Here is a 26,626-nt window from a genome sequence, read left to right on the forward strand (position 1 = left end):
CCCTCCGCCCCCGATGAACCACGGTCCGAGATGAACATGTCCAAGCGCGGCCGCTCCGGCGCTCGATCCGCGGGTCGGTCCGACGCCGCCCAAAGCAAGGCCGGCGGCGCGCCCGCGCGCGGCCAGCCCGGCAAGGTCCGCATCATCGGCGGCCGCTGGCGCGGCACCCGTCTGGACGTGGCCGACGCGCCGGGTCTGCGCCCGACCTCCGACCGGGTCCGCGAGACCTTGTTCAACTGGCTGCAGCCGATGCTGTCCGGCGCGCGCGTGCTCGACCTGTTCGCCGGCAGCGGCGCGCTCGGGCTGGAGGCGCTGTCGCGCGGCGCCGCCGGCGCGGTGCTGGTGGAACGCGATCCGGCCCTGGCCGCGCAGCTGCGCGCGCTGGCCGCGCGCCTGCCCGGCGGCGAGGCCGCGCAGGTGGTCCAGGCCGATGCGCTGGCGTGGCTGGCGCAGCAACCCGTCGCCGCGGGCGCGGCCGGCGAGGGCGGCGCCGGTTTCGACCTGGCCTTCGTCGATCCGCCGTTCGCTGCCGGATTGTGGGACGCGGTGTGGCCGGCGCTGTCGCCGCGGCTGGCGCCGGCGGCCTGGCTGTACGTGGAAGCGCCGCTGGCCGCGTCGCTGGCGCTGCCCGCGCCGTGGCTGCCGCACCGCGAGGGCGCCACCCGCGAGGTGCGCTACGCGCTGTACCGCCGCGCCGGCTGAGCGCGCGCCGGGCGCCGCCCGGCCTCGGCCGCCGTGCCCGGCCGAGGCCGATCCGCCGCGCCGATTCGACCGCCCGTGCAGGTTCCCGCCGCGCGGACGGCTGCTACACTGCGCCGCATCCGGCGCGGCGGCCTGCCCGCCTCCCGCTCTTTCCCGCGAAGAACGACCCCACGAATGAGCTCGGCCCGCCTGCGCACCGCCGTCTATCCCGGCACGTTCGACCCGATCACCAACGGCCACATCGACCTGGTCGACCGCGCCGCTCCTCTGTTCGAGCGCATGATCATCGGCGTGGCCGAAAGCCCCGGCAAAGGCCCGGCGCTGCCGCTGGACATCCGGGTCGATCTGGCGCGCAAGGCCGTCGCCCACCACGCCCATGTCGAGGTGCGCGGCTTCAACTGCCTGCTCGCGCATTTCGTCGCCGAAGTCGGCGGCGGGGTGCTGCTGCGCGGGCTGCGCGCGGTCTCGGACTTCGAGTATGAATTCCAGCTGGCGAGCATGAACCGCCACCTGATTCCCGACGTCGAAACCCTGTTCCTGACGCCGGCCGAGCAATACGGCTTCATCTCCTCCTCGCTGGTGCGCGAGATCGCGCGCCTGGGCGGCGACGTCTCCGGCTTCGTGCCGCCGCAGGTCGCGCAAGCGCTGCAGGACGAATGGCAGCGCCGGCAGCCCTGAGCTCGCCGGCGCGACACCGATTCCAACCCAAGCCACAACGAACCGATACCCAAGGGGCCTACCGATGAAAACTTCCTCCCGTCTGCTGCTGATCGCCTGCCTGGCGCTGCCGTTCGTCGCCGCCTGCCAGAAGGAGGAGAAGAAGGAAGCCGCCGCCGAGACCGCGCCGCTGTCGGCGCCCAAGACCAGCGACGAGAACGCCTGGAGCGCGTACCTGACCGACGTGATCAAGCGCAATCTCGACGGCGTGACCGGCAGCACCTACGTCTACACCCTGCCGGCGCCGGAAGCGCCGACCTTCCAGGGCGACTACGACCGCATGCTGGAAAAGGCCCAGGCCGACATGAGCCGCGGCGTGCTGGAAGGCAACCTGGTGGCGTTCGGTTCGCCGAACTCGGCCAAGTCGGCCGACCTGGCCGTGGCCTCGTTCGAGAAGGTCGACCCGAACACCATGAAGGGCGTGAAGTTCATCTTCGTCGGCGACGCCGCCGACAGCGAGCGGGTCAAGGCCGCGGTGACCCCGGCCGGCGTGAACTACACCTTCGTCGAAGCGAAGTAAGCCCGCGCCACGCCGGTTCCGGCGCGCCGCTGGTTAGCTCCAGCTTTGCCGATTCGGGCCGCGTACGCGGCCCGAATCTTTTTTGGGCCCGCCGCCCGCCGCGCAAGCGGCCCGAGCCGCTTCGACAGGCCGGTCGGGCCCGCCGCGACACGCAGCATCCCGGCCCGGCGCTATGCCCCGGGCCGGCGCCGGCCTAAACTGGCCGTCCGAGCCGGCCATCCCTCCGCGCCGCCGTGCCGGCGCCTTCGAACCGCCCATGTCGCTGAAGATCAACGAACTCTGCGTCAACTGCGACGTCTGCGAGCCGGCCTGCCCCAATCAGGCCATCGCCCAGGGCGAGAGCATCTATGTCATCGATCCGGCGCGCTGCACCGAATGCGTCGGCCATTACGACGAACCGCAGTGCGTGATGGTGTGCCCGGTCGAATGCATCGACCCGGATCCCGAATTCGTCGAATCGCAAACGCAGTTGCTCGACAAGCTGCGCCGCCTACAACAGGAGTGAACCCGATGCGCAAGGCGCTGCGGCCGCGAGCCGGTCTGATGTCCCCGTGGTTGCTGGCTTCGTTGCTGCTGATCGCCGCGCCCGCGTACTGCAAGACGCCGGCCGCGCCGGCGCGCGCGCCGGCGGCCCAGCCGGCCGCCGCGCATCCGCCGGGCACCGCCATCGCCAGCGCGCATTCGCTGTCCACCCAGGCGGGGCTGGAGATCGTGCGCCAGGGCGGCAACGCCTTCGATGCCGCGATCGCGGTGTCGTCGACCTTGTCGGTGGTCGAGCCGATCAGTTCCGGCATCGGCGGCGGCGGCTTCTTCCTGCTGCACGACGCCAAGACCGGCCGCGACGTGTTCCTCGACGCGCGCGAGACCGCGCCGGCCGCGGCCACTCCGGCGGCATACCTGGACGCCAAGGGCGAACTCAACCGCGACCGCGCCACCAACGGCCCGTGGTCGGCCGGCATTCCCGGCCTGCCGGCGGCGCTGGTGCACCTGGCGCAGAAGTACGGCAAGTTGCCGCTGAAGACCTCGCTGGCGCCGGCGATCCGCATCGCCCGCGAAGGGTTCGAGGTGTATCCGCGCCTGGAGAAGGGCTACGGCAGCCGGCGCGAAGTGATGGAGCGCTACCGCGGCACCCGCGAGGTGTTCCTCGCCGACGGTTCGCCGCCGAAGGCCGGCGAAATCCTCAAGCAACCCGACCTGGCGCGCACGCTGGAACTGCTCGCGGCCAAGGGCTACGACGGTTTCTATCGCGGCGACGTCGGCGCCAAGCTGCTGGCCGCGGTGAAGGAGGAAGGCGGGCAGTGGAAGCCGGAGGAACTGTCCGGCTATAAGGTGGTCGAGCGCGAGCCGCTGCGGCTGAAGTACCGCGGCTGGGACATCGTCACCGCGCCGCCGCCGTCCTCGGGCGGCGTGGCGATGGCCGAGATCCTGCAGATCCTGGAAGGCTGGGACCTCAGCAAGCTCGACCCCGCCCACCGCACCCACATCATCGCCGAGGCGATGCGCCGCGCGTATCGCGACCGCACCATCTACCTGGGCGATCCGGACTTCGTGAAGATGCCGCTGGCGCGCCTGACCAGCCGCGACTACGCCGCCGGCCTGCGCGCCACCATCCACCCGGAGAAGGCCACGCCGAGCGACCTGCTGTCGGGCCAACCGGCGCCGTTGGAGGACGACGAGACCACCCATTTCTCGATCATCGACGCGCAGGGCAACCGGGTCTCGGCGACCCAGACGGTGAACCTGCTGTACGGCTCGGGCATGGTCGCGCCCGGCACCGGCGTGCTGCTCAACAACGAGATGGACGACTTCGCCCTGCGCCCGGGCACGCCCAACGCCTTCGGCGTGATGGGCTTCGCCGCCAACGCGCCGGAGCCGGGCAAGCGCATGCTCAGCTCGATGACGCCGAGCTTCCTGGAATCCAAGGACAAGGTGATCGCGGTCGGCGCGCCCGGCGGCAGCCGCATCATCACCCAGGTGATGCTGGCGGTGCTGGCCTACGACGCCGGCCTGGCGCCGCAGCAGGTGGCCGCGCAGCCGCGCATCCACCACCAGTGGATGCCCGACGCGATCTCGGCCGAGGCCGGCGCGCTCGACGCCGATACCGTGGCCAAGCTGCAGGCGATGGGCCACAAGGTCAACGCCGGCGAATCGACCTGGGGCAACCTGCAGACGGTGATGTGGGACAAGGCCGCCAATACCCTGTCCGGCGGCACCGATCCGCGCAATCCGGTCGGGCAGGCGGACGTGTTGTCGAGCCGGCCGTGAGCGGCGGCCAGGCAGGCAAGGCGCGCGGCCGCGCGGCTTGCCTTGCCTGCATCGCACCGATTCCCCTCATTCCCGATTCCGCCTTCCCAAGGTAGATTGCGCCGCATGAGCCGCACCCGGACGCGGCCGTACAGGGGACCACGGCAGTGAGCGACGACAACGACAAGCGCTGGTATACCCGCGTGCCTGCGATCTCGGTCGCGCTGGTGGCCTTCCTGGTGACCCTGACCACGCTGGTCAACAACGTGCGCGAGATCGGCGGGCTCAAGGACAAGAAGCCGGCCGCCACCGTCGCCGCGCCGGCCGCGCCCGCGCCCGAGGTCAAGCCGGCCGAGCCCAAGGCGCCGGCGCGCTATTCGGTGGTGCTGACGCTGGAGAAGATCGAAGTCGTCAACGACGGCACCAGCGGCAGCACGTCGTGGACCTTCGACGTCAGCGCCGGCGGCCAGGACCTGTTCGAGCTGCCCGCGCGCGACTACAACGACGCCGAGGACAGCCGCATCGCCACGCCGCGCACCAGCGATCCGTCGATGGGCCGGGTCACCCTGGTGCCGGGCCAGGAAATGCTGGTGAAGATCAGCGGCCGCTCCGGCGGACTGATCAGCAAGCTGTCGGCGAGCGGCACCGCGACCTTGGTCGCCGAGCGCGCGCTGGCGCCGGTCAAGGTGGTCGCGGCCGATCCGCGCGACGGCGAGTTCATTTTCCATTTCGCCACGGCGGCGACGCCGCAGTGAAGCGAGGGGATCGGCAATAAAGGTTCGGAAATCGAACGCGGCCGCGTCCGCGATTCCGCCGCGCCGGTCGGCCATTCCCGCTTCACGCCCCAACGCCTAAAATCGAACCCCACTCAGCCGACGCCCGCGAGGGCGATGCCGCCATGAAACTCTGGTCGATCCTGGGCAACTCGCAGAAACTCGACGGCGGGGCGATGTTCGGCAACGCGCCGCGCGCGATGTGGTCCAAGTGGGCGCCGCCGGACGAGCACAACCGCATCGACCTGGCCTGCCGCGCGCTGCTGGCCTCGCCGCTGGCCGGCAAGACGGTGTTGTTCGAGACCGGCATCGGCGCGTTCTTCGAGCCCAAGCTGCGCGAGCGCTACGGCGTGGTCGAGCAGCGCCATGTGTTGGTCGATTCGCTGGCGCAGGCGGGTTTCGCGCCCGCGGACATCGACGTCGTGGTGCTCTCGCACCTGCATTTCGATCACGCCGGCGGCCTGCTGGCGCCGTGGGCCGAAGGCGAGGCGGCGCGGCTGCTGTTTCCCAACGCGCATTACCTGATCGGCCGCGAGCACTACGAGCGCGCGCGCCATCCGCATCCGCGCGATCGCGCCAGCTTCATTCCCGAACTGCCCGCGCTGCTGGAAGCCACCGGCCGGCTGGAACTGGTCGAGGGCGAGCATTCGCGCCTGCTCGGCGAGACGGTGCGCTTCCACTACAGCCACGGCCACACGCCGGGGCTGATGCTGGCCGAGATCGTCGGCCCGGAAACGCTCGACGGCCAGGCGCACGGCGGCGTGGTGTTCTGCGCCGACCTGATTCCCGGGCGGCCGTGGGTGCACGTGCCGATCACCATGGGCTACGACCGCAACGCCGAACTGCTGATCGACGAGAAGCGCGCCTTCCTCAGCGATAAGCTCGAACGCAACGTGCATCTGTTCTTCACCCACGATCCCGGCTGCGCGCTGGCCCAGGTGGTGCGCGACGACAAGGGCAAGTTCGGCACCGCGCACGAGGTCGCCGAACTGCAGGCCAGGGCGCTGGCGGCATGAATCGCTCCGCCGCGGCGCGCGCGTTGTTCGCATTCGCGCTCGCGGCGTCGGCGTGCGCGGCGCTGCCGGCCGCGGCGCAGGACGAGGACAGCGGCGAACCGATCGGCGAGCCGGTCGCCGGCAAGAACCTGCGCGATCGCGATTTCGGCGTGCTGACCCGCCAGTTCGGCCTGGACCGGCGGGTGGAGATGTACCAATGGCGGCGCGCCGCCGATCCGGCCGCCGGGCAGGGCGGCTATGAGCGGATCTGGAATTCGGCGCCGATCGATTCCTCGCAGTTCGCGCCGGGCCACGTCAATCCCGCCGGCCTGCCGCTGGAGAACAAGCGTTGGTGGTCGGAGTCGGCGACCCTCGACGGCAAGCCGCTGGACAGCGAAGTGCTGCGCGCGCTGGGCGAATGGAGCGTGTTCCGGCCCAACTTCAGCCGCCTGCCGGCGAACCTGGCGGCGACGTTCCAGCCCGAGGGCGATGGCCTGGGCAGCTCGGAGAACCCGCTGGCGCCGCAGATCGGCGACCTGCGCGTGACCTGGCGCGAACTGCGCCTGCCGGCCCTGGAAGGCAAGCTGGAACTGCGCGAGGGCGCGTGGCAGCTCAAGCCCGAAGCGGCCGCGGCCGCGCTCAACGCGGCGCCGGCGCGGCCGAGCGCGACGGTGCTGGGCGAGTTGCCGCAGGACCGGCGCTGGTCGTGGGCGTGGCTGGTGGCGGGCGTCGCGGTCGCGGCGGCCGCGTTGGTGTGGTTGCGCGGTCGGCGGCGCAGGCGCGCGGCCTGAAGCGGGCGGGGTAGAGCGCAGAGCAAAATGGGTTGCGGCGAAAGCAGCAACCCATTTTGATTTTGCCTCACGCTTCCGCGTTGAACCGATCGCCCCTGTAGGAGCGGCGCGAGCCGCGACCGCAGGGTTGCAGTTTGCGTCGTATGTGCGATGTCGCGGTCGCGGCTTGCGCCGCTCCTACAGGAGGCGACCGCGGGTTCGCGGGAGCGGGGGGCAAAAGTCTCTGCGTCTGATGGCGCTCGGTCTTGCGCGGATCGCGCCGCCATCGGGCTATCCGCGGGAACCAGCGCCGCGCTCAGGTGTAGTGCTTGGTGCCGAAGATCTTGTCCCCGGCGTCGCCGAGCCCCGGCAGGATGTAGCCGACTTCGTTGAGGCGCTCGTCGACCGAGGCGGTGAACACCTCCACGTCGGGGTGCTTGGCTTCCAGCGCCTTCAGGCCCTCGGGCGCGGCGACCAGGAACAGTCCCTTGATGCGCTTGCAACCGGCGTTCTTGAGCAGGTCGATGGTCGCGATCAGGCTGCCGCCGGTGGCCAGCATCGGGTCGAGGATCAGCGCGGTGCGCTCGTCCATGCGGCCGGTCAGCTTCTCGTAATAGCCCACCGGTTGCAGGGTCTGCTCGTCGCGCTGCAGGCCGACCACGCCGACCTTGGCCGCCGGGATCAGTTCCAGCACGCCCGGCAGCATGCCCAGGCCGGCGCGCAGGATCGGCACCAGGGTGACCTTGGCGCCCTTGATCCGGCGCGTGGTCACCGGGCCGGCCCAGCCTTCGACCACGGCTTCCTCGGTCTCGAGGTCGGCGGTGGCTTCGTAGGTGAGCAGGGTGGCCACTTCCGAGGCCAGTTCGCGGAACGACTTGGTGCTGTTGTCGGCGCGGCGCATCAGGCCGAGCTTGTGTTGGACCAAGGGATGGCGGACTTCTACGATCTTCATGCGGTGGCCTCAGTCGGGCGGAGCGGGCGATCCTTGCCGCAAAGGATTGATGGTTGTCGGGCGCGGCGCAAGTTCGCCGCGCGCGTTCGCGGCCGCTTGCGCCGGGTGGACGACGACGCGGAGCGTCGCGGGAACATCCGGTGGCGCGCGTCGGCAGGGGCTTGCGGTGCGCGTCGGCGGCGCAAATCCGGCGCGGCGATCCGACGGGATGATCCGGCGGCAGGCTCAGTCGGCGGTGGCGTAGAGGTTGTCGCCGTCGGCGATGGCTTGCGCGACGAAGCGGGAAAACTCGCGCACCTGGGTCCGCTCGGTGAACTGCGCGGTCAACCGCTCCAGCTCCGCGTGCAGCCGCGGCAAGTCGCCGAGCAGCAGCGTCGCGTCGGCGTAGTAGTCGCGCAGTTGGTGCAGCAGCGGATACTCGCGCTGGGACGTAGCGCGGGCGAACAACTGCGCATGGAAGCGTTCGTCGATGGCGAACAGCTTGCGCGAGTCGTGGATCGCGCTTTGGTGCCGGGCCTGGATCAGTTCGAGCGCCATGGACGGGGCCGCTGCGAGGCCCGCGAGGGCCGGCGCGCGGTATCGCCGCGCCCGGCCCGCGCGCGCCGTCGGCGTCAGGCCGTGCGCACGTAGCGGATCTCGACGCCGTCGCTGTCGCCGATCGCCGCGCGCAGCACAGTGATCAGCGAGCCGGCGTTGAGATGGTCGATCTCGATCATGTCGACGGTGGCGTGGTCGATCCAGTAGTCCTGGTCCTTGCTGTCTTCCTCTTCCAGCGCCAGCACCAGGATCTGCAGCTCTTCCTCGCTGATCTCGCCGATGTCGGCGCCGGTTTCCTTGTTGGACAAACGGATCATTTCGTTTCTCTAGAAGTGAGCGGAGAGGAGTGAGGAGCGAGCAGGAGCATAAAGCAGGAAGCGGCTTGCGCTCACTTCTCGCTTCTCTTCGCTCGCTCCTGGGCAGCGGCCGTCAGGCCGCCGCCGCCTGCTGCGCCCGCGGCCCTTCGCGCAGCGCGCGGCCGACCATCGACACCAGCAGTTCCAGCTCGTCGCTGGCGATGGTGAAGTTCGGGGTGAAGCGCAGCGAGTTGGCGCCGCCGTGGATCACGCCGATGCCGCGCTCGCGCAGCCATTCTTCGGTGGAGCCGGCGCCGAAGCACTTGAACTGCGGGGCCAGTTCGCACGAGAACAGCAGGCCGGTGCCCTGGACCTTGGTGATCAGGCCGCCGAGTTCGCCCTTGAGCTTCTCCAGCTTCTCGATCGCCTCGGCGCCGCGCGCGCGGATGTTGGCTTGCAGCTGCGGGGTGACCTGTTCGAGCACGGCCACGGCGACGTCGAGCGCGCGCGGGTTGCTGGTCATGGTGTTGCCGTACAGGCCCTTGCGGTACAGCGAGGCCGCGCGCTCGCCGACGGCGAGCACCGACAGCGGGTACTGGCCGGCGTTGAGCGCCTTGGAGTAGGTCTCCATGTCCGGTGCGTCGAGGCCTTCGAAGCCGGGGTAGTCGACGATCGACAGCACGCCGTGGGCGCGCAGGCCGGCCTGGATCGAGTCGACCAGCAGCAGCGAGCCGTGGTCGCGGGTGAGTTCGCGCGCCAGCGCGTAGAACGATGCCGGCACGCCGCGGCCCGGGTCGCCTTCGCCCATCACCGGCTCCAGGAACATCGCCTCGATGAACCAGCCCTTGGCGTCGGCGTCGGCGAAGGCCTGCTTGAGCGCCTGCGCGTCGTAGGGCTCGATCGCGATCACCGAGTCTTCGCCGCGGAAGCTGGCCAGGTGCTGGTTGTAGGCCTTGCGCGAGGAATCCGAGTACAGCGCCGGGCGCTCGGTGCGGCCGTGGAAGCTGCCCTTGATCACCAGGCGCTTGATCGCGCGGCCGGCGTGGCGCGCGCCCGGGTCGGTCATCAGCTTGCTGTTGACGTCGGCGATGCGCGCGGCCAGCGAGACCGACTCGGAGCCCGAGTTCAGGCAGAAGAAGCGCTCGTACGGGCAGCCGCCGCGTTGCGCGCCGATGGCCCCGCGCAGGGCGCGCTCGAAGCGCAGCTGCGACAGCGACGGGGTCATGATGTTGGCCATCACCTGCGGCTTGGCCATCGCCGCGATCACCGCCGAGGGGGTGTGGCCGAAGCCGAGCATGCCGTAGCCGCCGGAGTCGTGCAGCACCGCGCCCTTGAGGGTGATCACCCACGGGCCGCGCGCGGTCAGGGCGACGTAGGGATTGACGCCGTCGTCGGGGTAGAAGTTGACGTAGCCGGCCTGGATCGCCTGGATCTGCGCGTCCTCGTCGAGGTCGAGCAGGTCGGCGTGGAGCTCGGCGCTGTCAGAGGCACGGATGAGGGCGTACTCGGCGGCGGCGGCGGCGATGGCCTCGCCCAGTTCCGGGTGGGTGACGGCGAAGCGGACGACGGTCTCGTCGTCCAGGCCGACGGTGCGGCGCTTGCCGGCGTGGGCGCGCAGCGGCGCGAGGGTGGCGAGCAACTGGGTCATGGCGGATCTCCTGCGTGTCGGTTTCGTCGGCGTCCTGCCGGGTTGTTGCGTGAGCAGACCGGTCCGCCCCCTGGGCCGGACCCTCGCAGTTGCAACGGCCTCCCCGGCCGCCAAGCGCCATCTCTCACAACGGGAATGGGTGCCGGGCCGAGTCGTCGGCGGGCGCGTCGGACCAGGCTGCGGCTAACTCGGGCTAACTCGTTGAAATGCCGGAAAACCGCGCAAAATTTTTGCGCAAGCCCTAGGGCTTTTGACGATTTTTCGTTTCATTTCAATGATTTATCGAAGTCTAGCACGTCCGCCCAACGCCGATAACCCCCTGCGCCGGGCCGCTGGCTTGGCCGCGTCGGGCGGGCTCCGGCGGGGCGGATGACGCTTGTCACCGGCGATCGGTGGCGGGCTGCACTGCCCGCCCGGGGCGGCGGAACCGACAGTGGCGGCGAGCATCGGCCCCAGCGAGCCGACCCCGGCGAGGCAGCCCATGAGCGCGATCCATCCGTTCCACCACGTCCTCGCCGCGATCGCGCGCCGGGCCCGGCCCGAGCCGCCGCGGCGCGCGGCGCCGGCCCTGGTGCGCGCGGCGCGCGCGGCCGAGCATGCGCCGCCGCACGCGCCGACGGCGGCGCGCGCAGCCGCCGCCGGTGCGCGGAGCCTGCCGTGAGCGGGCGTGTCGTGAGCGCGCCTGCCGCGAGCGCGCCTGCCGCGAGCGCGCCCACGGCGGTCGCGCCCGCCGCGCGTCTCACGGTTGCGGCCGACGCGGCCGAACTCGGCTAAAGTCCGCATCGTTCGTGGCCAGCGTGCGACCGAATCGTTCATTTTCCGCTGCCGCGCCGCGCGCCGAGGAGGGATCGCCGGCGCGCACCCCATTCACCGCGCTGGTCGCCGCGATCGCCGCCCGTTATGGCGGAACGCCGGACCCACGCTCCGGCCGGTCGCGCCCGACTTCCAGGATCACCGCCCTCATGCGCACGCCCGGCCCACCGCTCGACGCCCACGACAACCTGCTGGGTTGGCACTTGGCCTCGTTGCTCTACCTGAGCTTCGTGTTCATCCCGGTGTTCAACTTCCCGGCGCCGTGGTGGATCCTGGCCCTGGCGATCGGCTCGGTGCTGGTGTTCCTGCCGCTGTACTGGGCGTTCTACCGCGGCGGCGCCACCCTGCGGCTGTGGCTGGTGCTGGCGGTGGCGGCGCTGGGCTTCGCCACCGTGCCGTTCGGCATCGGCGGCGGCACTTATCTGATCTTCGCCGCCGGCATGATCGCCAGCTTCCTGCCGCTGTGGCGCGGGCTGGCGCTGACCGCGGCGCTGTTCGCGCTGTTCGCGGCCGAATCGATCGCGACCCTGCCGGCGCAGGGCGCGCCGGTGTTCAGCGTGCTGATCCAGGCCCTGGTCGGGGCGATCGTGTTCACCGGCGTGCTGGCCGCGCGCTCGCGCGAGCGCCGCAACGCCGAACTGCGCCTGACCCAGGAAGAAGTGCGCCGGCTCGCCAGCCTGGCCGAGCGCGAGCGCATCGGCCGCGACCTGCACGACCTGCTCGGCCACACCTTGTCGGTGGTGGTGCTGAAGTCGCAGCTGGCCGCGCGCCTGATCGAACACGACAAATGCGCGGCCCAGGACCAGATCAGCGAGGTCGAGCGGGTCGCGCGCGAGGCGCTTACCCAGGTGCGCGAGGCGGTCGCCGGAATCCGCGCCAACGGCCTGCAGGCCGAACTGGCGGCGGCGCGGCTGGCCCTGCTCGGCGGCGAGATCAGCCTGGACCAGCGCCTCGACCCGATCGACCTGCCGGTCGCGGTGGAGACCGCGCTGGCGCTGGCGCTGCGCGAATCGGTCACCAACGTGCTGCGGCATGCGCGCGCGCGCCGGGTCGAGGTCGAGCTGACCGAGGACCCGCGCGGCGGCATCGTCCTGCGCGTGGTCGACGACGGTCGCGGCGGCGTGTCCGCCGAGGGCCACGGCCTGACCGGCATGCGCGAGCGCCTGCGCTCGGTCGGCGGCGTGCTGGAAATCGAATCCCCTCCCGGCGCGGGCACGCGCCTGAGCCTGCTGGTGTCGCGCGAGGCGCTCAACGCCGCGCGCCGGCTGCCGGCCGCCGTCGCTCCCGCTGGGTCCGTGCGCCAACCGGCGCTGCTCGAACGAGGTACCGCATGATCCGTTTGCTTCTGGCCGAAGACCAAGCCCTGGTACGCGGCGCGCTGGCCGCGCTGCTGAACCTGGAACCCGACATCGAGGTGATCGCCGAGGCCGGCGACGGCGCCCAGGCCTGGGAGGCGGTCAAGCGGGTGCAGCCGGACGTGGTGGTCACCGACATCGAGATGCCCGGCATGACCGGCATCGACCTGGCCATGCGGGTGCGCGACTCGGGCATGCCGACGCGGGTGGTGATCGTCACCACCTTCGGCCGCGCCGGCTACCTGCGCCGGGCGATGGACGCGGGCGTGCGCGGCTACCTGCTCAAGGACGCCCCGGCCGGGCAGCTGGCCGAGGCCCTGCGCCAGGTCCACCGCGGCGGCCGCGCGATCGACCCGCAACTGGCGGTGGCGGCGTGGAGCGACGAAGACCCGCTGACCGAGCGCGAGCGGCAGGTGCTGCGGCTGGCCGGCGAGGGCCTGTCGACGGCGGAGATCGGCGAACGCCTGCACCTGAGCCAGGGCACGGTGCGCAACTACCTGTCCGAGGCGATCGGCAAGCTCGACAGCAGCAACCGGATCGAGGCCTACCGGCGCGCGCGCCAGAACGGCTGGCTGTAATCCCGCCCGTAGCCCCCTGTAGGAGTGGCGTGAGCCGCGACCGCGGGGTGACCGTTAGCGGCGCGCGTTCGGCAGGCCGGCGCCGCACGGCATCGGCCTTGGGCCTGTTGATCAAGAGTCAATGGGCTACTGAAGATCGAGCATTCGGGGCAGCCCGACGGGATCTCGCCCGTTCCAGGCGCGTCGGCGCTCACAGGGCCGCGTCGCGGCTTGTGCCGCTCCTACAGGTAGATCGCGTGGATTCGAGGGCGGTTGGGGCTGCGGTCATGCGCGGCTGAACCGCCGTTTTGGCGCTCGCGGGCATTAGCCGGGATAATGGCCCGTTCTCTTCCCCGATCCGAACCGGCCCCGCGGCCGGGAGCGCGGCCGATTGGCCGGGCTTCGGACGGGGCGGCGCTTGGCGCTCAAACACTCCGGTTCCCTTTGAAAAAATCCGACTTCCATTACGACCTCCCGCCCGAGCTGATCGCCCAGGCGCCGCTGCCGGAGCGTTCGGCCAGCCGGCTGCTGCGGGTGCCGCCGGCGCCGGCCGCGCTCGAGGACCGCAACGTCCGCGACCTGCCGCAGTTGCTGCAGCCCGGCGACCTGCTGGTGTTCAACGATACCCGGGTGATCCCGGCGCGGCTGTTCGGGCAGAAAAGCACCGGCGGGCGGGTCGAGATCCTGATCGAGCGCCTGCTCGGCGGCAACGAGGCGCGCGCCCAGCTGGGCGTGAGCAAGTCGCCGAAGGAAGGCGCGCGCATCGCCCTGGACGCCGGCGGCGAGGCCGAGGTGCTCGGCCGCGACGGCGAGTTCTATCGGCTGCGCTTCCACGTGTCCGAGTCGCTGGAGCAGTGGCTGCTGCACGCCGGCCGCCTGCCGCTGCCGCCGTACATCCAGCGCGAGCCCGGCCGCGACGACGCCGAGCGCTACCAGACCGTGTTCGCGCGCGAAGTCGGCGCGGTGGCCGCGCCGACCGCCGGCCTGCATTTCGACGAGTCCTTGCTGCAGGCGTTGCGCGAGCGCGGCGTGCAGTTCGGCCACGTCACCCTGCACGTCGGCGCCGGCACCTTCCAGCCGGTGCGCGCGGACGATCTGAGCCAGCACGTGATGCACAGCGAATGGCTCAACGTCGGCGCCGGCCTGGTCGAGCAGATCCGCCGCACCCGCGCCGCCGGCGGTCGCGTGATCGGGGTCGGCACGACCGTGGTGCGCGCGCTGGAAAGCGCGACCCGCCAGGGCGGCGGCGAACTGCAGCCCTACGCCGGCGAGACCCGCTTGTTCATCCTGCCGGGCTACCGCATCCGCTCGGTCGACGCGATGGTCACCAACTTCCACCTGCCGGAAAGCACGCTGCTGATGATGATCTCGGCCTTCGCCGGCAAGCAGCGCGTGTTCGACGCCTATGCGCACGCGATCGCGCAACGCTATCGGTTCTTTTCGTACGGCGACGCGATGTTGTTGTCGGCGAGCGACGCCGAGTAGCGCCGTCCCGAAAGCGAGAACCTCACACGCCGTCATTCCGGCGAAAGCCGGAACCCATTTTGATCTTGCTTCGCGCCATCGAATCGAAAAGCAACGGCAAGATGGGTTCCGGCTTTCGCCGGAATGACGGCGAAAAGGGCACGGGCGCGGAGACATCCGCGCCGCGCGCCGCAACGAATTCCACTTACACCCGCGTGCCGCTGCAAGCGCCCGCCGCCACCCAAGGAACCCGCGCATGAGCCGCATGTCCTTCCAACTCCTCGGCCAAGACGGCGCCGCGCGCCGCGGCCGCCTGACGTTCCCGCGCGGCACGGTCGAAACCCCCGCGTTCATGCCGGTCGGCACCTACGGCTCGGTCAAGGGCATCATGCCCGAGCACGTGCGCGACCTCGGCGCGCAGATCATTCTCGGCAACACCTTCCACCTGTACCTGCGTCCGGGCCTGGACGTGATCGGCGACCACGGCGGGCTGCACGGCTTCGCCCGCTGGAACGGGCCGATCCTGACCGACTCCGGCGGCTTCCAGGTGTTCTCGCTCGCGCACCGGCGCAAGATCACCGAGCAGGGCGTGACCTTCGCCTCGCCGGTGGACGGCAGCAAGGTGTTCCTCGGCCCGGAAGAGAGCATGAACATCCAGCGCGTGCTGGATTCGGACATCGTCATGATCTTCGACGAATGCACGCCGTATCCGGCCACCGAGGACGTCGCGCGCAAGTCGATGGAGCTGAGCCTGCGCTGGGCCGAACGCTCGAAGAAGGCCCACGAGGGCAACGACGCGGCGCTGTTCGGCATCGTCCAGGGCGGCGTCCACCACGGCCTGCGCACGCGCTCGGCCGAGGGGCTCAAGGCGCTCGACTTCGACGGCTACGCCATCGGCGGCCTGGCCGTGGGCGAGCCGGAGGCCGAGCGCAACGAGATGCTCGAGCACACCTGCCCGCAGCTGCCCCAGGACCGCCCGCGCTATCTCATGGGCGTGGGCCGGCCCGAGGACCTGGTCGAGTCGGTCGCGCGCGGCGTGGACATGTTCGATTGCGTGATGCCGACCCGCAACGCCCGCAACGGCCACTACTTCACCGCCCAGGGCACGGTGCGGGTGCGCAACGCCAAGTACGAGCGCGACCTGCGCCCGATCGAGGAGGGCTGCGACTGCTACGCCTGCGCCAACGGCTTCAGCCGCGCCTACCTGCGCCATCTGGACCGCTGCAACGAGATGCTCGGGCCGATGCTGGGCACCCTGCACAACCTGCGCTACTACCAGCGGCTGATGGCGCAGATGCGCGCGGCGATCGAGCAGGGAACCTTTGCCGCCTTCCGCGAGTCCTTCTACGCCGCACGCACGCAGTAAGCCGTTCGCCCGCAAGGCGGGCGAACTCCCCGTCCCCCTCTCCCGCCCGCGGGAGAGGGCAGGGGTGAGGGCCTCCCAGCCGCCGTCGCCCGCCGCCCCGTACAGGGCCGGCGCGGCCCGCGACGGCCCCCGGCCCGGCCCGAAAGCGTGCGCCCCGGCCCAGATCCGACCCGGCTCCGCCCGGATCGGGGCCGGCCGTAGCCCCGGCCCGGCCGTGGCATAATCCCCGGCTATTTTTAGTTCCAGGACTTCACAGATGAACCTGCTCGACCTCCTGATCGCCCCCGCCTACGCCCAGGCCGCCGCCGGCGCGCCCTCGGCGGGCCCGCTCGGCAGCTTCGGCGGCCTGGTCCTGCCGCTGGTGCTGATCGCGGTGATGTACTTCCTGATCTTCCGCCCGCAGATGAAGCGCGCCAAGGAACACCGCGCGATGCTGGAGAAGCTGTCCAAGGGCGACGAAGTGCTGACCAACGGCGGCATCGCCGGCACCGTCACCAACATCGGCGAGAACTTCATCACCGTCGAGATCGCCCCGAACGTGGCCATCCGCGTCCAGCGCGGCGCGATCGCCAACGTGCTGCCGAAGGGCACCTTGAAGTCGGCCTGAGCCGACGCCACGCCATCTTGAGAAGCGGCGGCCGGGGAGGCCGTCGCAGGGGTTTTCGATGCTGACCTTCGCGCGCTGGAAATACTTCGCCATCCTGGCGGTCCTGATCCTCAGCGTGATCTACGCGCTGCCCAACGCTTATCCGCAAGACCCCTCGGTCCAGGTCTCCGCCGCCAAGGCCGGTACGACCGCGATCGACGCCTCGCTGGCCAAGCGCATCGAGGGGATCCTGGCCGAGGCCAAGATTCCGGCCAAGTCGGTGCTGGTGGAAGAGCAGGGCAACCTGCTGGTGCGCCTGACCGACACCGAACAGCAGACCCGCGCCGCCGACACCCTGCGCCCGCGCCTGGGCGGCGACTACGTGGTCGCGCTGAGCCTGGCGCCGACCGCGCCGAAGTGGCTCGAAGCGCTGGCCGCCAAGCCGATGCCGCGCGGCCTCGACCTGCAGGGCGGCGTCCACTTCGTCATGCAGGTGGACCAGAACGCCGCGCTCGACAAGCGCCTGGACGCCTACGTCGAGGACATCCGCTCGACCCTGCGCGACGCCGGCGTGCCCTACACCTCGGTGGTGCGCCGCGGCAACGAGGCCCTGGTCGCCACCCTCGGCCAGAACGCCGACAAGGCCAAGGCGCAGGAGCGCCTGCGCACCGCGTTCCCGAACCTGATCATCAACCTCGACGGCCAGACGGTCGCCCTGGAAGTGCCGCAGGCCGAACTCAGCCGGATCGCGCTGGAAGCGGTGGAGCAGAACCTCAACACCCTGCGCAATCGCATCAACGCCTTCGGCGTGGCCGAGCCGGTGATCCAGCGCCAGGGCACCGACCGCATCGTGATCCAGCTGCCGGGCCTGCAGGACACGGTCGAGGCCAAGCGCCAGATCGGCGCCACCGCGACCCTGGAGTTCCGCGCCGTCACCGGCGACGAGCGCGCCGCCGAGGCCGCGCTGAAGGACCGCAGCATCCCGCCGGATTCGCGCATCTACTACACCCAGGACAAGGTCCCGCTGCTGCTGTCCAAGCGCCTTCTGGTCTCCGGCGACCAGCTGGTCAACGCCCAGCCGCTGACCGATTCGCAGACCGGCGAGCAGGGCGTGGACATCAACCTCAACAGCGTCGGCGGCCAGCGCATGCTCGAGCACACGCTGGAGAACGTCGGCAAGCGCCTGGGCATCGTCTACGTCGAGCAGATCCCGACCACCAGCATCGTCGACGGCAAGGAAGTGCAGTCGGTCCGCACCGAGGAGCGGGTGATCAACTCCGCGACGATCCGCGGCGTGTTCGGCAAGAGCTTCCGCACCACCGGCCTGAGCGCGGAAGAATCCAAGTCGCTGGCCAACCAGCTCAAGTCCGGCGCCCTGGCCGCGCCGATGGTGTTCGTCGAAGAGCGCGTGGTCGGCCCGAGCCTGGGCGCGGAGAACGTCAAGCGCGGCACCACCGCGGTGCTGTACTCGTTCGTGTTCGCGCTGAGCTTCTTCCTGATCTACTACCGCGTGTTCGGCCTGATCACCTGCCTGGCGCTGGTGCTGAACCTGCTGATGGTGGTGGCGCTGATGTCGCTGATGGGCGCGACCATGAGCCTGCCCGGCTTCGCCGGCCTGGCCCTGTCGGTCGGCATGTCGGTCGACGCCAACGTGCTGATCAACGAACGCATACGCGAGGAATTGCGGGCCGGGGTGCCGCCACAGGCGGCGATCGCCACCGGCTACGACAAGGCCTCCGGCACCATCTTCGACTCCAACATGACCGCGCTGCTGGCCGGCGTCGCGTTGTGGGCGTTCGGCACCGGTCCGCTGCAGGGCTTCGCGATGACCATGATCATCGGCATCCTGACCTCGGTGTTCACCGCGGTCACCGTGTCGCGCGGCATCGCCACGCTGATCTACGGCGGCCGCCGCAAGCTCAAGTCCATCGCGATCTGACGGGAGAACCCTGACATGAAGATTTTCCCGCTGACGCTGCTGCCCAACGACGCCAACATCGACTTCATGCGCCTGCGATGGGTCTCCATCGCGGTCGCGGCGATCATCATGTTCGTCGCCATCGGCGCGATGGGCACGCGCGGTTTCAACTACGCCCTGGACTTCACCGGCGGCAACCTGATCGAGGCGCAGCTGGACAAGGCGCTGTCGCTGGACGCGGTGCGCGACAAGCTCGCCGCCGACGGCTACGACAGCGCCCAGGTGCAGACCTACGGCTCCGGCAACCAGCTGCTGATCCGCCTGCAGCCGCGCGAGGGCGAGAGCGGCGACGCCGCCACCGCGCACGCGGCCGAGGCGGTGACCCGCGCGGTCGTCAGCAACGGCGGCACCGCCAAGATCGTGCGCAACGAGTTCGTCGGCCCGCAGGTCGGCAAGGAACTCGCGCTCAAGGGCCTGTACGCGCTGGTGTTCGTGGTGGTGGGCTTCCTGATCTACATCGCCTTCCGCTTCGAATGGAAGTTCGCAGTGGCGGCGATCATCACCACCCTGCACGACGTGATCGTGGTCGCCGGCTGGTTCGCCGTCAGCGGCCACGAGTTCGACCTGACCGTGCTGGCCGGCATCCTGTCGGTGATGGGCTACTCGATCAACGACACCATCGTGGTGTTCGACCGCGTGCGCGAGAACTTCCGCACCATGCGCGCCGATCCCGAGACGGTGCTGAACAAGTCGATCAACCAGACCCTGTCGCGCACCATCATCACCTCGTTCGTGGCGTTCCTGACCGTGCTGGCGCTGTACCTGTACGGCGGCGGCTCGCTGCGCGGCATGGCCGAGTCGCAGATGCTGGGCATCATCATCGGCACCTTGTCGTCGATCTTCGTCGCCTGTCCGCTGCTGACCCTGGGCCTGCTCAAGGTCACCAAGCAGGACCTGATGCCGAAGGCCAAGGACGAAGCGGCGCTGGCGCGCCGGCCGTAAGCGGTTTTCGCGTCCGTATCCCGGAACAGGCCGCGCGCGAGCGCGGCCTTTTTCGTGGGCGCGCGTAGAGACGGGCCGCCTCCGGTTCCGCCCGGCGTGCCCGCGCGGCCGTTCTGCGGCGCAGGTTCGGGCGCGGGCGGCCGCGGCGGCGCTACCGTGGCGGCACCGGCCCGCGGGCCATACGATCGAGAGGGCGCAGCATGGACCGAGTCACCGCGGGTTGCCTGTGCGGCAAGGTGCGCCTGGTCGCGAGCGGCCGCCCGTACCGCGTCGGCGTGTGTCATTGCCTGGATTGCCGCAAGCATCACGGCGCGCTGTTTCAGGCTTCGGCGATCTTCGCCGAAGCCGCGGTCGCGATCGAAGGCGAGACGCGCGCCTACGCCGGCCGGCATTTCTGCCCGGACTGCGGCTCCTCGGTGTTCGGCCGCAGCGGCGACGAAGTCGAGGTGAATCTCGGTGCGATGGATGCGCCTGGCCAGTTCGTGCCGACCTACGAGCTGTGGACGATCCGGCGCGAACCCTGGCTGCCGGCGTTCGCCGGGACCCGCCGCTACGAGCGCGATCGCGAAGGCGCCGGCCGCGGCGAAGCGCCGGACGTGTGATCCGGCGCGGGCCCCTGCAGGAGCGGCGCGAGCCGCGGTCGCGGGGTTTGCGCTCGCGGCGAAACTGGCGCCGTGGCTGGGTTGGCGCGGTCGCGGCTCGCGCCGCTCCTGCAGGGAGGCGTGCGACACCGCGGCGATTGACCGCGCCGGCGCTACGCGGAAGACTGCTGCGGCCACGACTGCGCAAGGATCGGTATGAAGTCGGACAAGAACGTGCCGCGACGGTTCGCGCCCGCGCTGGCGGCGGCCGCGATCGCCGCGACGCTCGCCGCGAGCGGCCTGGCGTTCGCGCAGGCGCACGATGAGGCGTTCTTCAAGCGCGACATCGCGTATTTCCATGAGCGCTCCGCGATAAGCGTGCATGCGCGCCTGCTCGGCGCGCAGGCCGTCGCCGATCACCACGGCAGCGACGGACGGTTGGGCTATCGCACCTTTCGCGTCCGCGCCCGCGCGCTGGAAACGTTCAAGGGCGATCCGCCGGGCGAGTTCGATTTCGAAGTCACCCAGGAGCAGCCGAGCCAGCCGCCCGACGGCGGCGACTACATTCTCAACCTCAGCCGTACGCCCGAGGGCCGGCTGTACCCGACCGACGACAGCGTGGGCTGGATCCGGGCCACGCCCGGTCTGCTCGCCCACGCCCGCGGCCTCAAGCGCTGAGCGCCACCGGAGACCGACTTGGAAACCCCCATTCCCGACGCGCCGCCGAACGCGGAACAGATCGAATACTGGAACGGCGCGGTCGGCCTGCGCTGGCTGACCTACAACGACTGGCTCGACGAACGCACCGCCGCCTACGGCCGCGCGGCGTTCGCCGCGGCCGCGCCGCGACCCGGCGAGGCCGTGCTCGACATCGGCTGCGGCGCCGGCGCGACCACGTTCGAACTCGCGCGCGCGGTCGGCCGCGACGGTTCGGCGACCGGCATCGACATCTCCGCGCCCTTGCTCGGCCGCGCGCGCGAACGCGCCGCCGCGCTCGGCCTGGCGGTCGAGTTCCTCGAAGCCGACGCCAGCCGGCCGCCGTTCGCGCCGCAGCGCTTCGACCTGTTGTTCTCGCGATTCGGAGTGATGTTCTTCGACGACCCGGTCGCGGCCTTCGCCGAACTGCGCAAGACCCTCAAGCCCGGCGGCCGCATCGCGTTCGCCTGCTGGCAAGAGCCGCGGCTCAACGATTGGTACGAGTTGCCGCTGACCGCGATCGCGCACCTGGTCGAGCGCGCGCCGGTGGACACGCGCCAGCCGGGGCCGTTCGCGTTCAGCGATCCCGGCTACACCCGCGAAGTGCTGACCGCGGCCGGTTTCGCGCAGATCGAGCTGGCGCCGTTCGCCACGCCGTTCTACCTAGGCCGCGGCGCCACCCGCGAGGCGATGGCCGACGACGCGATGGAGCAGGTGTTCCGGGTCGGGCCGGTCGCGCGGCTGTTGGAGGCGCGCGGCGAAGAGCTCAACGCCGCGGCGCGCGATGCGATCCGCGCGGCGCTGCTGCAACTGGCCGACGACGACGGGCTCGAAGTCGGCGGGGCGATCTGGGTGGTGACGGCGCGGGCGGGGTGAGTGCGCCCGCCTCGGCGCGCGAGGCAAGCCGGTACCATCCGATCGCGCGCCCGTCGCGGCGTGAGATTCGGGAACGCCAACGAAAAACGCCGCGACGGGCGCGGCGTTTTTCGTTCGGCAGCGGCGCCGTCGCGGCGCGCCGGCTCAGTCGAACGCGGCGGCGTAGCCGGTGTTGACGATGCGCTGCTGCAGCGCTTCGGCGATGCGCAGGTTGCCGGCCACGATCTGCCGCGGCGGCAGGCCGCGGTTGTCCATCGGTCCGGTCGCGCGGCCCTTGAAGTCGGAGACCTTGCCGCCGGCCTCGCGCACCATCAGCACGCCGGCCGCCACGTCCCAGGGCTTCAGGCCGGCTTCGAAGTAGGCGTCGGCGCGGCCGCAGGCGACGTAGGCCAGGTCGAGCGCGGCCGAGCCGGTGCGGCGCACGTCCTCGGCGTCGAGCAGCAGGTTGTCCAGGCACTTGAGGTGGGCGCTGGCGCGGGCGCGCTCGCGCGGCGGGAAGCCGGTGATCAGCATCGCGCCGCCGAGGTCCTTGCGGTCGGCGATGCGCACGCGCTTTTCGTTGAGCTGCATGCCGCTGCCGCGGCTGGCGGTGAACAGGTCGTTGCGCAGCGGGTCGAAGATCACGCCGTGGGTCGGCTCGCCGTTTTCGCACAGCGCGATCGACACGCAGAAGTGCGGGATGCCGTGCAGGTAGTTGCTGGTGCCGTCGAGCGGGTCGATGACCCAGGTGTTGCGCGACTGGCCGAGCGGGCCGTGCTCTTCGCCGAGGATGGCGTAGTCGGGCGTGGCGCGGCGGAATTCCTTGATGATCTCGGCTTCGGCCAGGCGATCGACTTCGCTGGCGTAGTCCATGCGGTCCTTCTCCACCACGTTGAGCGCGTCCAGGCGGTGCATGTGGCGCAACAGGATGTTGCCGGCGGCGCGGGCGGCCTTGACCATGAGGGTGACGGCGGGTTTCTGCATGGCTTTACGGCCTCGGGCGGAATGAGGTGGGGACGGCTGACGGGGGGAAAGAGCGGGCCGGCGCCTGTGGCCGGGGCGGGGAGTTTACCATCTGCGCATGAATCACGATCCCCGCGAACCCGCCCCGACCGCCCAGGCGACCGAAAACGCCAACCCGAACGCCAACCCTAAGACCAACCCGCTTGAGGCTGCATCGGCGCCCGCGCCCGCCCCGGCGCCCGGCGACGAACCCGCCGCCATCGACCCGGCCATGGCCCGCATCCGCGTCGTCCTGGTCGGCACCCAGCACCCCGGCAACATCGGCTCGGCGGCGCGGGCGATGAAGACCATGGGCCTGTCGCGGCTGGTCCTGGCCGCGCCGGAGAAGGCCCCGGACCGCGACAGCTACGCCCTGGCCGCCGGCGCCGACGACGTCCTGGCCGCGGCGACCGTCGTGCCGGACCTCGCCGCCGCCGTGGCCGACTGCCATTTCGTGCTCGGCTGCACCGCGCGCAGCCGGCGCATCGCCCTGGAGCAGTTCGACCCGCGCCAGGCCGCCGCGCTGTGCGAGGCCCGCGCCCGCGCCGGCAGCGAGGTCGCGCTGGTGTTCGGGCGCGAGCGCACGGGCCTGGAAAACCACGAATTGCAGTTGTGCCACGCCGCCGTGCACATTCCGGCCAATCCGGCCTACAGCTCGCTGAACCTGGCCGCGGCGGTGCAGGTGCTCAGCTACGAGCTGCGCATGGCCTCGCTGGCGGCGTCCGCGCCGGCGGCGGCGCCTGCGCCGCTGCCCGCGGCGATCGTGGGCGACGGCGGCGACCGCCGCGAGCCGCCGGCCAGCCACGCCCAGATGGAAGGCTTCTTCGGCCAACTCGGCCAGGCCCTGGACGCGATCGACTTCCACAAGGGCCGCACGCCCGAGGCGGCGATGCACAAGCTGCGCCGGCTGTTCCTGCGCGCCCAGCTCGACGAGCGCGAAGTGCGCCTGTTGCGCGGCGTGCTGGCCGACGTGGAGCGCACCGCGATGCTGCTGGCCGCCGCGCAGAAGCGTTGACGCGCCCGCGGCCGTCGCGACGCCGGTCGCCGCGGCGCGCTGCGCCATGCGGGCCGGCGCGGTCGAACTATCGGCCGCCCCGGGGTTTCGATTACGCTGCCGCTGCGGTGTGCCGATCCGCTCGGCGAGGATGATGCGATTGGTCGCTAGAGCTTGGCGTTTGGCGTTGCTGTTCGGACTGGTCCTGTCCGGGGCCTGGGGTCCGGCCGCCGCGTCGCCGGCGCCGCACGAGCGCCCCGGCCATGGCCACGGCGACGATCCCGACGCCCACGTGCTGGTGCTGGGCCGGATCAGCGACGATCCCAAGGCCCACTACGAACAGCTCAAGCCGCTGCTGGACTACGTGGTCCCGCGCATGGCCGAGGTCGGCATCCGCGAGGGCCGGATCCTGATGGCCAAGGACGCGCAGCAGATGGGCAGCTATCTGCGCCGCGGCCGGGTCGACTGGGTCAGCGAGACCGCCGGCACCGCGATGCTGCTGAACCAGCGCGCCGGCGCGCTGCCGCTGCTGCTGACCGAGCGCGACGGCGTGAGCCATTACCACAGCGTGTTCTTCGCCCGCCGCGACAGCGGCCTGCGCTCGCTCGACGACCTCAGCGGCCACAACGTCGCGTTTCAGCGCCCGTCCTCGACCAGCGCCTACTTCGTGCCCGCCGCGACCTTGCTCGAACGCGGCCTGCGCCTGGAAATCCTGCTGTCGCCGACCGACCGCATCAACCGCGGCGCGGTCGGCTACCTGTTCGCGCGCTCGGAGCTCAACATCGCCACCTGGGTGCACAAGCGCCTGGTCGATGCCGGGGTGATGAGCAACCTGGACTGGGACAACCCGCGCCGGGTGCCGGAGGCGTTCCGCGGCGATCTGGTCCTGATCGGCCGCAGCGCCGACTACCCGCGCGCGCTGGAGCTGGTGCGCCCGGGCCTGGACCCGAAAGTCAGCGCGCGCCTGCGCGAGGTGCTGCTGGAGGCGGCCGGCGATCCCGACGCCGGCGAAGCGCTGCTGCGCTTCTTCAAGACCACCCGCTTCATGCCGGTCGACCCGGCCTCGCAACGCGCGCTCGACCGCATCGGCCACGGCGTGGCGCAGGTGCGCGCGGAGGTGGAATGAAATCGCCGCGCGGCCTGCAGGCCAAGTTCCTGTCGATCATGGGCCTGGCGCTGCTGGTGGTGGCGGTGCTGATCACCCTGTTGCTGCTGCGCCAGGAGCGGATCCAGAGCGCGGTGGTCGGGGTCAGCCGCGACGCGATGCGCGACAGCTTCGTCGCCAGCCTGCGCCGCCACGGCGAGGGCGAGGTGGCCCAGCTCGCCGGCTCGCTGACCAACCCGCTGTACTACTTCGACCTGGACGCGATCGGCGAACTCGGCCGCGCGGCGATGGCCAACCCCGGCGTGCGCTACGTCGTGGTCTACGACAACGACGGCAACATCGTCCACGACGGCAGCGAGGCGATTCCCAGCTACGGCAAGCGCATGGACGATGCGATGGCGGCGCGGATCGTGGCCTCGCAACGCCTGCTCGGGCAGTGGGACGAGAACACCTTCGACGTGTCCGCGCCGATCAAGATCGGCCAGCAGCGCCTGGGCGGGGTGCGCGTGGGCTACGACCTCAAGGCCATGCGCGCCTACCAGGACAGCGCGCTGGACGAACTGCGCCAGCGCCTGGACGCGCTCGGCCGGCTGCAGTTGCTGTGGGTGGGATTGCTGAGCCTGGGCCTGCTGGCGCTGGGCGCGGCGATGCTGTGGCTGATCCAGCGCTGGCTGGTGCGGCCGATCCGCGATCTGGCCGAGGCCGCGCACGCGATCGAGGACGGCCGCTTCGGCCAGTTCGACGATTCCGACGCGGCCCGCCACAACGACGAAGTCGGCGACCTGATGCGCGCCTTCAGCCGCATGAGCCAGTCGCTGGCGCGCCACGACCGCGACATCCGGCGCATGGCCTACACCGATTCGCTGACCGGGCTGGCCAACCGGCTGGCGTTCCGCGAGGCGCTGGACGCGCGCCTGCAGCAGCTCGACGGCGGCCACGGCCAGCTGGCGCTGCTGTTCGCCGACATCGACGACTTCAAGCGGGTCAACGACACCCTCGGCCACGACGCCGGCGACGAGGTGCTGCTGCAGTGCGCGCAGCGCATCGCCGCCACGGTCGAGCGGGTCGGCGGCGACAGCGCGTTGCTGGCGCGCTTCGGCGGCGACGAATTCGTCATGCTGGTGCAGGGCCGCGGCGAGGCCGGCCGCCCCGACGCCGCGCGCGAAGTCGCCACCCGCCTGGCCGAGGCGCTGGTGGCCGAACTCGGCCAGCCGATCGCGGTGCACGAGCGCCAGGTGTTCCTGGGCACGTCCATCGGCGTGACCCTGTATCCGGAAGACGCCGCGGGCGCGACCTCGCTGATGAAGAACGGCGACATCGCCATGTACCAGGCCAAGGTCGCCGGCAAGAACTGCTACCGCTTCTACAGCCGCGCGATGGACCAGGCGGTGGAGCGGCGGGTGCAGCTCGAACACGCGCTGCGCGGCGCCTGGGACCGCGGCGAACTGAGCCTGGCCTACCAGCCGGTGTACCGGCTCGGCGACGGCGCCATGGTCGGCGCCGAGGCCTTGCTGCGCTGGAAGCATCCCGAGCAGGGCCTGATCGCGCCGTCGGTGTTCATCGACGTGGCCGAGCAGAGCGGGCAGATCGAGACCCTGGGCCCGCAGGTGCTGCGCGCGGCCTGCGAGGACGCGGTGTCGTGGCAGCGCGCGCGCCCCGACGCCGAGCCGCTGTTCGTCTCGGTCAACGTCTCGCCGCGCCAGCTGCGCAACGGCGACCTGCCCAACGTGGTCGCCGCCTGCCTGCAGGAAACCCAGTTGCCGGCCTGGCGGCTGCACCTGGAGCTGACCGAGACCGCGGTGATCGGCGACGAAGTCCACGCCAGCGCGTTGCTGTCGCGGCTGCGCGCGAGCGGGGTCAAGGTCTGGCTGGACGATTTCGGCACCGGCTTCTCCGGCCTGAGCCACCTGCGCCGGGTGCCGGTGGACGGGGTCAAGATCGACCGCAGCTTCATCGCCGACGTGCTGCGCGACCCCGACGACCTGGCCCTGACCACCGCGATCATCGCCATGGCCCATTCGCTGGGCGTGATCGTGGTGGCCGAAGGCGTGGAGAAGGAAGGCCAGTACGCCGTGCTGCGCGAGCGCGGCTGCGATCTGGCGCAAGGCTATTGGCTAGGCCATCCGGTGCCGGCGGCGGAGTTTCTGGCGCAGCTGCCTTGAGGCGAGGAGTGAGCGG

Annotated in this window: 28 protein-coding genes; 23 read left to right on the forward strand and 5 right to left on the reverse strand. The window is 71.0% G+C overall.

The window, feature by feature from the left end; translation table 11 throughout:
• The first annotated feature begins 36 nt into the window (after positions 1-36).
• The 8 genes from rsmD (at position 37) to RDV84_RS15130 (ending at position 6,742) form a co-directional block, all read left to right on the forward strand.
• Positions 37-702 carry a 16S rRNA (guanine(966)-N(2))-methyltransferase RsmD gene (gene rsmD, locus RDV84_RS15095; protein ID WP_309150796.1) on the forward strand — a complete coding sequence of 222 codons (666 nt, stop codon included), beginning with the start codon at positions 37-39 and terminating at the stop codon, positions 700-702.
• Positions 703-876: 174 nt separating this feature from the next.
• A complete protein-coding gene (gene coaD / locus RDV84_RS15100; protein WP_057948361.1) occupies positions 877-1,380 on the forward strand; it encodes a pantetheine-phosphate adenylyltransferase in 504 nt (167 codons plus the stop codon).
• 64 nt (positions 1,381-1,444) lie between these two features.
• A complete protein-coding gene (locus tag RDV84_RS15105; protein ID WP_057948360.1) occupies positions 1,445-1,939 on the forward strand; it encodes a hypothetical protein in 495 nt (164 codons plus the stop codon).
• A gap of 256 nt (positions 1,940-2,195) precedes the next feature.
• Entirely contained in the window at positions 2,196-2,444 is a 249-nt protein-coding gene (locus RDV84_RS15110) for a YfhL family 4Fe-4S dicluster ferredoxin (RefSeq protein ID WP_057948359.1), read from the forward strand.
• Between the two features lie 38 nt (positions 2,445-2,482).
• Complete coding sequence (gene ggt, locus RDV84_RS15115) at positions 2,483-4,204, forward strand: gamma-glutamyltransferase (RefSeq protein ID WP_309150797.1); 1,722 nt, start codon at positions 2,483-2,485, stop codon at positions 4,202-4,204.
• Positions 4,205-4,350: 146 nt separating this feature from the next.
• Positions 4,351-4,938, forward strand: a complete 588-nt coding sequence (locus RDV84_RS15120) for a hypothetical protein (RefSeq protein ID WP_309150798.1) — start codon at positions 4,351-4,353, stop codon at positions 4,936-4,938.
• Between the two features lie 143 nt (positions 4,939-5,081).
• Positions 5,082-5,972 (forward strand): MBL fold metallo-hydrolase, encoded by an 891-nt coding sequence (locus RDV84_RS15125; RefSeq protein WP_078996672.1) that lies wholly within the window; start codon positions 5,082-5,084, stop codon positions 5,970-5,972.
• Positions 5,969-6,742 carry a TMEM43 family protein gene (locus RDV84_RS15130; protein WP_309150799.1) on the forward strand — a complete coding sequence of 258 codons (774 nt, stop codon included), beginning with the start codon at positions 5,969-5,971 and terminating at the stop codon, positions 6,740-6,742. Before RDV84_RS15125 ends, RDV84_RS15130 begins: the two co-directional genes overlap by 4 nt.
• A 295-nt stretch (positions 6,743-7,037) precedes the next feature.
• On the opposite strand, the gene upp is transcribed toward RDV84_RS15130, so the two are convergent.
• The 4 genes from upp to RDV84_RS15150 all read right to left on the reverse strand — a co-directional run bounded on the left by upp (position 7,038) and on the right by RDV84_RS15150 (position 10,154).
• The gene (upp, locus tag RDV84_RS15135; protein WP_057948355.1) at positions 7,038-7,673 is read right to left on the reverse strand and encodes a uracil phosphoribosyltransferase; all 636 of its coding nucleotides are present in this window, start codon (positions 7,671-7,673) and stop codon (positions 7,038-7,040) included.
• A gap of 225 nt (positions 7,674-7,898) precedes the next feature.
• Positions 7,899-8,210, reverse strand: coding sequence for a hypothetical protein (locus RDV84_RS15140; protein ID WP_309150800.1), 312 nt, complete (start codon positions 8,208-8,210; stop codon positions 7,899-7,901).
• Between the two features lie 74 nt (positions 8,211-8,284).
• A complete protein-coding gene (locus RDV84_RS15145) occupies positions 8,285-8,527 on the reverse strand; it encodes a hypothetical protein (protein ID WP_057948353.1) in 243 nt (80 codons plus the stop codon).
• Between the two features lie 112 nt (positions 8,528-8,639).
• Entirely contained in the window at positions 8,640-10,154 is a 1,515-nt protein-coding gene (locus RDV84_RS15150; protein ID WP_309150801.1) for an aminotransferase class III-fold pyridoxal phosphate-dependent enzyme, read from the reverse strand.
• A 376-nt stretch (positions 10,155-10,530) separates the two neighbouring features.
• Here RDV84_RS15150 and RDV84_RS15155 point away from each other — a divergent pair, with 376 nt between their 5' ends.
• The 12 genes from RDV84_RS15155 (at position 10,531) to RDV84_RS15210 (ending at position 21,368) form a co-directional block, all read left to right on the forward strand.
• Positions 10,531-10,815: a hypothetical protein gene (locus RDV84_RS15155; protein ID WP_309150802.1), complete on the forward strand. Its 285-nt coding sequence runs from the start codon at positions 10,531-10,533 to the stop codon at positions 10,813-10,815.
• 301 nt (positions 10,816-11,116) lie between these two features.
• On the forward strand, positions 11,117-12,301 hold the full coding sequence (locus RDV84_RS15160) for a sensor histidine kinase (protein ID WP_057948351.1): 1,185 nt from the start codon (positions 11,117-11,119) through the stop codon (positions 12,299-12,301).
• Positions 12,298-12,900: a response regulator transcription factor gene (locus RDV84_RS15165; protein ID WP_057948350.1), complete on the forward strand. Its 603-nt coding sequence runs from the start codon at positions 12,298-12,300 to the stop codon at positions 12,898-12,900. Before RDV84_RS15160 ends, RDV84_RS15165 begins: the two co-directional genes overlap by 4 nt.
• A gap of 423 nt (positions 12,901-13,323) precedes the next feature.
• Entirely contained in the window at positions 13,324-14,364 is a 1,041-nt protein-coding gene (gene queA / locus RDV84_RS15170) for a tRNA preQ1(34) S-adenosylmethionine ribosyltransferase-isomerase QueA (protein ID WP_078996667.1), read from the forward strand.
• A 59-nt stretch (positions 14,365-14,423) separates the two neighbouring features.
• Positions 14,424-14,603, forward strand: coding sequence for a hypothetical protein (locus RDV84_RS15175; protein WP_309150803.1), 180 nt, complete (start codon positions 14,424-14,426; stop codon positions 14,601-14,603).
• Complete coding sequence (tgt, locus tag RDV84_RS15180) at positions 14,600-15,709, forward strand: tRNA guanosine(34) transglycosylase Tgt (RefSeq protein ID WP_309150804.1); 1,110 nt, start codon at positions 14,600-14,602, stop codon at positions 15,707-15,709. Before RDV84_RS15175 ends, tgt begins: the two co-directional genes overlap by 4 nt.
• Before the next feature lie 256 nt (positions 15,710-15,965).
• Positions 15,966-16,316 carry a preprotein translocase subunit YajC gene (yajC, locus tag RDV84_RS15185; RefSeq protein WP_057948347.1) on the forward strand — a complete coding sequence of 117 codons (351 nt, stop codon included), beginning with the start codon at positions 15,966-15,968 and terminating at the stop codon, positions 16,314-16,316.
• A 58-nt stretch (positions 16,317-16,374) separates the two neighbouring features.
• Positions 16,375-18,234 carry a protein translocase subunit SecD gene (secD, locus tag RDV84_RS15190; RefSeq protein ID WP_057948346.1) on the forward strand — a complete coding sequence of 620 codons (1,860 nt, stop codon included), beginning with the start codon at positions 16,375-16,377 and terminating at the stop codon, positions 18,232-18,234.
• Positions 18,235-18,249: 15 nt separating this feature from the next.
• Positions 18,250-19,215 (forward strand): protein translocase subunit SecF, encoded by a 966-nt coding sequence (secF, locus tag RDV84_RS15195; protein ID WP_250449597.1) that lies wholly within the window; start codon positions 18,250-18,252, stop codon positions 19,213-19,215.
• Between the two features lie 200 nt (positions 19,216-19,415).
• Positions 19,416-19,817 (forward strand): GFA family protein, encoded by a 402-nt coding sequence (locus RDV84_RS15200; RefSeq protein WP_309150805.1) that lies wholly within the window; start codon positions 19,416-19,418, stop codon positions 19,815-19,817.
• A 195-nt stretch (positions 19,818-20,012) separates the two neighbouring features.
• On the forward strand, positions 20,013-20,474 hold the full coding sequence (locus RDV84_RS15205) for a hypothetical protein (protein ID WP_250449599.1): 462 nt from the start codon (positions 20,013-20,015) through the stop codon (positions 20,472-20,474).
• 18 nt (positions 20,475-20,492) lie between these two features.
• Complete coding sequence (locus tag RDV84_RS15210) at positions 20,493-21,368, forward strand: class I SAM-dependent methyltransferase (protein ID WP_309150806.1); 876 nt, start codon at positions 20,493-20,495, stop codon at positions 21,366-21,368.
• Between the two features lie 144 nt (positions 21,369-21,512).
• Here the strand turns inward: RDV84_RS15210 and RDV84_RS15215 are convergent, their stop codons facing one another.
• Positions 21,513-22,331 carry an inositol monophosphatase family protein gene (locus tag RDV84_RS15215; protein WP_057948341.1) on the reverse strand — a complete coding sequence of 273 codons (819 nt, stop codon included), beginning with the start codon at positions 22,329-22,331 and terminating at the stop codon, positions 21,513-21,515.
• Positions 22,332-22,581: 250 nt separating this feature from the next.
• Between RDV84_RS15215 and RDV84_RS15220 the strand changes: the two genes are divergently transcribed.
• The 3 genes from RDV84_RS15220 (at position 22,582) to RDV84_RS15230 (ending at position 26,610) form a co-directional block, all read left to right on the forward strand.
• A complete protein-coding gene (locus tag RDV84_RS15220) occupies positions 22,582-23,364 on the forward strand; it encodes an RNA methyltransferase (RefSeq protein ID WP_309153737.1) in 783 nt (260 codons plus the stop codon).
• A 133-nt stretch (positions 23,365-23,497) separates the two neighbouring features.
• Entirely contained in the window at positions 23,498-24,469 is a 972-nt protein-coding gene (locus RDV84_RS15225) for a phosphate/phosphite/phosphonate ABC transporter substrate-binding protein (protein WP_082644854.1), read from the forward strand.
• Positions 24,466-26,610, forward strand: coding sequence for a putative bifunctional diguanylate cyclase/phosphodiesterase (locus RDV84_RS15230; protein ID WP_250449602.1), 2,145 nt, complete (start codon positions 24,466-24,468; stop codon positions 26,608-26,610). Before RDV84_RS15225 ends, RDV84_RS15230 begins: the two co-directional genes overlap by 4 nt.
• The last annotated feature ends 16 nt before the right edge of the window (positions 26,611-26,626 follow it).

Origin of the sequence: Lysobacter yananisis (assembly GCF_031199375.1) — a bacterium.
GTDB lineage: Bacteria > Pseudomonadota > Gammaproteobacteria > Xanthomonadales > Xanthomonadaceae > Lysobacter > Lysobacter yananisis.